Source organism: Capsulimonas sp., assembly GCF_039929585.1.
GTDB lineage: Bacteria > Armatimonadota > Armatimonadia > Armatimonadales > Capsulimonadaceae > Capsulimonas.
Genome location: NZ_JBDSQY010000284.1, coordinates 1 through 1,637 on the forward strand (window position 1 = coordinate 1; position 1,637 = coordinate 1,637).

Sequence of the window (1,637 nt, forward strand, 5' to 3'; positions counted from 1 at the left end):
GAAGCAATGGTCTAGTCAGGGGTAAGCAAGCTGAAGCAGGCTGTCAGATCAAGATTAAGAGAAGAGTACGCCGAACTCCGGCAGTCGGCTTAAGCCGACTTCCCACTGACTAGACCATTGCTTCCAGCTGTGGGGCAGGGAGCCGTGTGTTTAACAATTATCAGTCACACCCTGCGCCACCCAAATTGAAGGAATCTCGGCATGCTTGGCGAACAGATTCATGTGCCTATCCTGTGTATCCGCTCCTCCATCGCCTCGGAACATCTGATGGATCGCCTCGAAGGTACTTCGAGCTATATCTTTGAATATTTCGATTCGCAAGTCGAATTGGTAGGTGAGGACGGATTGCGGGAGTATCCGGGAAACGTTTGTATCTTGTATTCACCGGGGCAGCGGCGCCTTTATCAAGCATCCAAGAGTGTCAGCCACACGTGGTTTCATGTGAGCGGCGATGGGCTGGAGCAATGCCTGGAGCGCTATGCGATTCCCACAAACCGGGCGATGGTGGGGCCGTTCGAATCGCTGGCTCTGGCGCCCTTTCTGGAAGAGGTTCGGCGGCATCACGTGCAGCGTGAGCCATATTGGGAAGACGCGGTCACGCTGCTCTGCCGGACATTTCTTCGGAACCTATCGCGCGTGATTTCGCATGGGGTGGAGATGGCGCCGCCGTCGCTCTACCAAAAGGAAACGCTGACGAATTTGCGGCGGCTGCGCGCGTTCGTGCATTCCAATCTGCGCCAGCGATGGACAATCAATGAGATGGCGTCGCACGTGCATATGAGCTCGTCGCATTACCGAAAGACCTTCGCGCACTACTTTGGGGCCAGTCCGATTGAGGACTTGATCCAGGCGCGGGTCCGGCAGGCCAAGCTTCTGCTGCGCAATTCGACGATGTCGATCACCGAGATCGCGGAATACTGCGGGTTCACCAGCGCATCGCAGTTTCATGTGTGTTTTCGCAAGTATATGGGCGGCTCCCCGGGCGAATTCATCAAGACGGAGCGGCTCGCGGCTTTGGAGCACGGGGCGAAGCCGGCGGCGCGGGACGATGAGGCCGCCACGGATCTTTCGCTTCTTTATCTGGAGCCCGTCGGCTACTGGCGATTCGAGACGGGCGAAGAAGGTATCGATCAAGATTACCACTTTCGATATGGCCGTGCAGCCTTCCACCACGGCGCCAAGCTTGGGGTGGGGCCGCACGGCGGGGGCGCGCTTCGGCTGGATGGTGCGCTGTCTTACGCCGAAGTCTCCGAACCAATTGTCGATACCGCGAAAAGCTTTACCGTCTGCGCCTGGGTGCTCATCGAAGGCGAGGATGCCGACACCGAATGGATGACGTCTGTCAGTGTGGGCAACGAGGATCATTGCAGTTTTTACCTCCAGTATTCTGTTGTGCAGCAATGCTTTATGTTCACCGTGACTCCTTCCGGCAGCGACTACAACACGATCCATGCGCGCGGCGCCCGGAAGCCCAACCTGCGGCGCTGGACCCATCTCGCCGGCGTCCACGACCTTGAACGGCATCAGGTCACGCTTTGGGAGAACGGCGAGCGTGGGGAGACGCTGGCTTACAATACGCCCTGGAACGCGCCGGGGCCGACGCGGTTTGGCGCATCTGTGTTCTGGGGAGCGCTGGC

1 protein-coding gene is annotated in these 1,637 nt (G+C 58.4%); it reads left to right on the forward strand.

The genetic code is table 11. From position 1 onward, the window contains the following. Nucleotides 1–201: 201 nt before the first annotated feature. Nucleotides 202–1,637 (forward strand): AraC family transcriptional regulator (locus tag ABIZ35_RS21540; protein WP_348221990.1); only part of this gene is annotated, 1,436 nt, incomplete at its 3' end.